Source organism: Maribacter caenipelagi (genome assembly GCF_004364175.1).
GTDB classification, from domain to species: domain Bacteria; phylum Bacteroidota; class Bacteroidia; order Flavobacteriales; family Flavobacteriaceae; genus Maribacter; species Maribacter caenipelagi.
On sequence record NZ_SNZW01000003.1, the window covers coordinates 1 to 5,605 of the forward strand.

Annotated in this window: 2 tRNA genes and 3 rRNA genes; all 5 read left to right on the forward strand. The window is 49.9% G+C overall.

The window, feature by feature from the left end:
- Positions 1-220: 220 nt before the first annotated feature.
- Positions 221-1,745: ribosomal RNA gene (locus tag DFQ03_RS00805) — 16S ribosomal RNA — on the forward strand.
- 185 nt (positions 1,746-1,930) lie between these two features.
- A tRNA-Ile gene (locus DFQ03_RS00810) sits at positions 1,931-2,004 on the forward strand.
- Between the two features lie 160 nt (positions 2,005-2,164).
- A tRNA-Ala gene (locus DFQ03_RS00815) sits at positions 2,165-2,238 on the forward strand.
- Between the two features lie 212 nt (positions 2,239-2,450).
- A 23S ribosomal RNA gene (locus DFQ03_RS00820) occupies positions 2,451-5,282 on the forward strand.
- 169 nt (positions 5,283-5,451) lie between these two features.
- Positions 5,452-5,563: ribosomal RNA gene (gene rrf, locus DFQ03_RS00825) — 5S ribosomal RNA — on the forward strand.
- The 16S, 23S and 5S rRNA genes sit together here with 2 tRNA genes alongside, the layout of an rRNA operon.
- The last annotated feature ends 42 nt before the right edge of the window (positions 5,564-5,605 follow it).

The window sequence follows — 5,605 nt, forward strand, 5'->3', positions numbered from 1 at the left end:
GAAACGAGGCCGGGGAATCGAGGGATTTCAGGTCGAGTGGATAGAAGTTCATTGAAATATTGTGGAGATAAGAATCGAGAATAGGTGAGGACCTGTTCGAGAGGAACAAGAATTAAGGAAACATACAATTTAGTGTGTCGCAAGACATATATAAGGAATTGAATCGAGAGTCGGGGCCGGGAGAGATTTTGACTTCGTTGGGACGAATATTTACAAAACAACGATGAAGAGTTTGATCCTGGCTCAGGATGAACGCTAGCGGCAGGCCTAACACATGCAAGTCGAGGGGTAACGGGGAGCTTGCTCCGCCGACGACCGGCGCACGGGTGCGCACCGCGTATGGAACCTACCTTGTACAGGGGAATAGCCCAGGGAAACTTGGATTAATGCCCCGTAGTACTATTATTCGGCATCGTTTAATAGTTAAAGCCTTCGGGCGGTACAAGATGGCCATGCGTCCCATTAGCTGGTTGGTAAGGTAACGGCTTACCAAGGCTACGATGGGTAGGGGCCCTGAGAGGGGGATCCCCCACACTGGTACTGAGACACGGACCAGACTCCTACGGGAGGCAGCAGTGAGGAATATTGGACAATGGAGGAGACTCTGATCCAGCCATGCCGCGTGCAGGAAGAATGCCCTATGGGTAGTAAACTGCTTTTATACGGGAAGAAAAAGAGCTACGTGTAGCTTACTGACGGTACCGTAAGAATAAGGACCGGCTAACTCCGTGCCAGCAGCCGCGGTAATACGGAGGGTCCGAGCGTTATCCGGAATTATTGGGTTTAAAGGGTCCGTAGGCGGGCCGATAAGTCAGGGGTGAAAGTTTGCAGCTCAACTGTAAAATTGCCTTTGATACTGTTGGTCTTGAGTTATAGTGAAGTTGCCGGAATATGTAGTGTAGCGGTGAAATGCATAGATATTACATAGAACACCGATTGCGAAGGCAGGTGACTAACTATATACTGACGCTGATGGACGAAAGCGTGGGGAGCGAACAGGATTAGATACCCTGGTAGTCCACGCCGTAAACGATGGATACTAGCTGTCCGAGGCCTTGAGTCTTGGGCGGCCAAGCGAAAGTGATAAGTATCCCACCTGGGGAGTACGTTCGCAAGAATGAAACTCAAAGGAATTGACGGGGGCCCGCACAAGCGGTGGAGCATGTGGTTTAATTCGATGATACGCGAGGAACCTTACCAGGGCTTAAATGCATATTGACAGGTCTAGAGATAGATTTTCCTTCGGGCAATTTGCAAGGTGCTGCATGGTTGTCGTCAGCTCGTGCCGTGAGGTGTCAGGTTAAGTCCTATAACGAGCGCAACCCCTACCGTTAGTTGCCAGCATGTCATGATGGGGACTCTAACGGGACTGCCGGTGCAAACCGTGAGGAAGGTGGGGATGACGTCAAATCATCACGGCCCTTACGTCCTGGGCCACACACGTGCTACAATGGCAGGTACAGAGAGCAGCCATGTCGCAAGGCAGAGCGAATCTATAAAACCTGTCACAGTTCGGATCGGGGTCTGCAACTCGACCCCGTGAAGCTGGAATCGCTAGTAATCGGATATCAGCCATGATCCGGTGAATACGTTCCCGGGCCTTGTACACACCGCCCGTCAAGCCATGGAAGCCGGGAGTGCCTGAAGTCCGTCACCGTAAGGAGCGGCCTAGGGCAAGATCGGTAACTAGGGCTAAGTCGTAACAAGGTAGCCGTACCGGAAGGTGCGGCTGGAACACCTCCTTTCTAGAGATTGTCCTTTTAAGGGACGGTCCCTGACGAAGAAAAGAATTGGAACCACGGTCCCGGTCTTTTGATTTAATAATAATTTCTTTAGTAAATGTTCAAATAGAAAAATCTCCATAATTATGATATATAAGTAATTGCTTTTTTTTGCGAGGTATTTATTGCCGAGAGGAAAGAGTAGGGACAGTCCCATAGCTCAGCTGGTTAGAGCGCTACACTGATAATGTAGAGGTCGGCAGTTCGAGTCTGCCTGGGACTACAAACAAAAAAGGGCCGTTTTTGATTAAGCGCCACGTTCATTGAAGATTGAAGGAAATTTTAGAAGTTGGTTAAGGCCAGTTTACAGTACGCAGTATGCGGTACGCAGTACAACAGCATAAAAACTGAATACTGAATACTGATCTCCGGCAACTGAAAACGGGGGATTAGCTCAGCTGGCTAGAGCGCCTGCCTTGCACGCAGGAGGTCATCGGTTCGACTCCGATATTCTCCACTGGGCGATGCCCAGGGATAATTTATTTTATCTCTAAGTATCGCGGATGAGAAAGATAGGTATTTAATTGCCTGTCGTGGCTCACGACAAAGTTCATTGACATATTGGAACAGGAGGTAATACATTTAGGTGTATTATCGACTAAAAAAGAAAGAAACACGAATCTTTATTAAGTAAAGAGTACGAATAAGATAGAATAGATTAAAGATCTGGCGACAAGCTGGAAAAGGGCGTATGGGGAATGCCTAGGCTCTCAGAGGCGAAGAAGGACGTGATAAGCTGCGAAAAGCTACGGGGATCGGCACACACGATATGATCCGTAGATATCCGAATGGGGCAACCCGGCATATTGAAGATATGTCATGCAGTAATGCAAGCAAACCCGGGGAACTGAAACATCTAAGTACCCGGAGGAGGAGAAAACAAAAGTGATTCCGATAGTAGCGGCGAGCGAAATCGGATTAGTCCAAACCGTACATGTTCCGGCATGTGCGGGGTTGTAGGACCACGATATTCGAGATGTGATGAACTAGAACGCTTTGGAAATAGCGACCATAGAGGGTGATAGTCCCGTATAGGCAAAGAGCATTTAGATAGTGGTATCCTGAGTAGTGCGGGGCACGTGAAACCCTGTATGAATCCGGCGGGACCATCCGCCAAGACTAAATACTCCTGAGAGACCGATAGTGAACCAGTACCGTGAGGGAAAGGTGAAAAGAACCGTGAATAACGGAGTGAAATAGATCCTGAAACCATACGCTTACAAGCGGTCGGAGCCCATATGGGTGACGGCGTGCCTTTTGCATAATGAGCCTACGAGTTACTTTTACTGGCAAGGTTAAGTTCTTCAGGAACGGAGCCGTAGCGAAAGCGAGTCTTAATAGGGCGCCATAGTCAGTAGTAGTAGACGCGAAACCGTGCGATCTACCCATGGGCAGGTTGAAGCTGTGGTAACACATAGTGGAGGACCGAACCCGTTGACGTTGAAAAGTCTTGGGATGACCTGTGGGTAGGGGTGAAAGGCCAATCAAGCTCGGAAATAGCTCGTACTCCCCGAAATGCATTTAGGTGCAGCGTGTAGATAGTTTTATAGAGGTAGAGCTACTGATTGGATGCGGGGGCTTCACCGCCTACCAATTCCTGACAAACTCCGAATGCTATAAAATGTTTCTGCGCAGTGAGGGCATGGGTGCTAAGGTCCATGTCCGAGAGGGAAAGAACCCAGATCACCGGCTAAGGTCCCAAAGTATATACTAAGTTGATATAACGCGGTGGAACTGCATTGACAGCCAGGATGTTGGCTTGGAAGCAGCCATTCATTTAAAGAGTGCGTAACAGCTCACTGGTCGAGCGGTTCCGCATGGATAATAATCGGGCATAAGTATATCACCGAAGCCGTGACTTCATATTAATATGAGGGGTAGGGGAGCATTGTAACTGCGTCGAAGGTGTACCTGCGAGGGATGCTGGAGCGGTTACAAACGAAAATGTAGGCATAAGTAACGATAATGCGGGCGAGAAACCCGCACGCCGAAAGACCAAGGTTTCCCCAGCTATGCTAATCAGCTGGGGGTCAGTCGGGACCTAACGCGAACCCGAAGGGGATAGTGGATGGACAACAGATTAATATTTCTGTACCTGCTCACGCTAAAAGTGACGGAGGCGAGAAGTTGGTGCGTACAGACGGAATTGTACGTTGAAGGGAGTAGCAATACCCCGATAGTACACCGAGACTACGGTCAAGGTGATAATCCAGCATATCGACTTCCAAGAAAAGCGAGTGAAGCAGCCCGTACCGTAAACCGACACAGGTGGTTGGGATGAGTATTCTAAGGCGCTCGAGAGATTCATGGCTAAGGAACTAGGCAAAATAGACCCGTAACTTCGGGAGAAGGGTCGCCCCCTTATGGGGGGCCGCAGTGAAGAGGTCCAGGCGACTGTTTATCAAAAACACAGGGCTCTGCAAAATCGAAAGATGAAGTATAGGGCCTGACACCTGCCCGGTGCTGGAAGGTTAAGAGGAGATGTCATTCCTTCGGGGAGAAGCATTGAATTGAAGCCCCAGTAAACGGCGGCCGTAACTATAACGGTCCTAAGGTAGCGAAATTCCTTGTCGGGTAAGTTCCGACCTGCACGAATGGTGCAACGATCTGGACACTGTCTCGGCCATGAGCTCGGTGAAATTGTAGTATCGGTGAAGATGCCGGTTACCCGCAGTGGGACGAAAAGACCCCGTGCACCTTTACTATAGCTTCGTATTGACCTTGGTCAAGCAATGTGTAGGATAGCTGGGAGACTTTGAAGCTGCATCGCCAGGTGTGGTGGAGTCATTGTTGAAATACCAGCCTTTGCTTGTCCGGGGCCTAACTCTCGTAGAGAGAACAGTGCGTGGTGGGTAGTTTGACTGGGGTGGTCGCCTCCAAAAGAGTAACGGAGGCTTCTAAAGGTGCCCTCAATACGGTTGGCAATCGTGTGTAGAGTGCAATGGCACAAGGGCGCTTGACTGAGAGACATACAGGTCGATCAGGTTGGAAACAAGAGCATAGTGATCCGGTGGTTCCGCATGGAAGGGCCATCGCTCAAAGGATAAAAGGTACGCCGGGGATAACAGGCTGATCTCCCCCAAGAGCTCATATCGACGGGGGGGTTTGGCACCTCGATGTCGGCTCGTCACATCCTGGGGCTGGAGAAGGTCCCAAGGGTTGGGCTGTTCGCCCATTAAAGTGGCACGCGAGCTGGGTTCAGAACGTCGTGAGACAGTTCGGTCTCTATCTACTGCGGGCGTTAGAAATTTGAGTGGATCTGACTCTAGTACGAGAGGACCGAGTTGGACCGACCGCTGGTGCACCAGTTGTTCCGCCAGGAGCATCGCTGGGTAGCTATGTCGGGATTGGATAAGCGCTGAAAGCATATAAGCGCGAAACCAGCCACAAGATGAGATTTCTTTAAAGGGCCGTGGGAGATGACCACGTCGATAGGCTATAGGTAGAAGGGCAGTAATGTCCGCAGCCGAGTAGTACTAATTGCCCGTCAGGCTTGCGCATACGCTCGTCCCGTTCTTAGGAACGGGGCGGACGACGATCTTTAACCTCTTTCTTTTTGTACCGAAACATACTTCATATTATAAGTGCTTCTTTCCTTTATAGGATCCTGTTCCATTCATGTCAACGATATTGCGGCGAAGGCCGCGGTCGGGAATTCCCGATCCAAAACTTAGGTGGCCATGGCGACGGGGCCCACCCCTTACCATTCCGAACAGGGAAGTTAAGACCGTTTGCGCCGATGGTACTGCTATACCAAGTGGGAGAGTAGGTAGCCGCCTTTTTCGAAAGCCCTTTACAGAAATGTAAGGGGCTTTTTTTATACC